Below are 368 nucleotides of genomic sequence, written 5' to 3'. Positions count from 1 at the left end.
CACCTAGCAGAACTCTATCAATGGCAGCGAGCTTGAAATCAGCAGTATATTTCTGTTGAGGGCGATCCAAAATGGCTTCGCCATGCTTTTGGATCAAGTCTACCAAATATTGGATTCCTCCACGCTCCATCCCATATTTTCGGCTGAGGTAGGTGCCTCTTCTATGATCGTCTACCCATTCGTGGTAGATAGCGAGTTTGATTTCTTTAGTGTATTTAGTCATGAAAATAACCCCCGAAATTAGTGTCCTAATTTCGGGGGTCATATCACCAGGCGAAACGTTTTTTTTGTTTTTTCTACTTGACCGACAAAATGGTCACTTCATAATTGCCCATCGGCGCTTCCACCGTCACCCGGTCTCCGGCCTT

Annotated in this window: 1 pseudogene; it reads right to left on the bottom strand. The window is 45.1% G+C overall.

Features of this window, described 5'->3' with window-relative positions:
- Window positions 1–223, bottom strand: a pseudogene (locus lacNas_RS13740) (IS3 family transposase); the annotation flags it as partial.
- Window positions 224–368 lie beyond the last annotated feature (145 nt).

The organism is Lactobacillus nasalidis (genome assembly GCF_016587775.1).
Lineage (GTDB): Bacteria > Bacillota > Bacilli > Lactobacillales > Lactobacillaceae > Lactobacillus > Lactobacillus nasalidis.
This window is presented reverse-complemented; position numbering and strand designations above follow the sequence as displayed.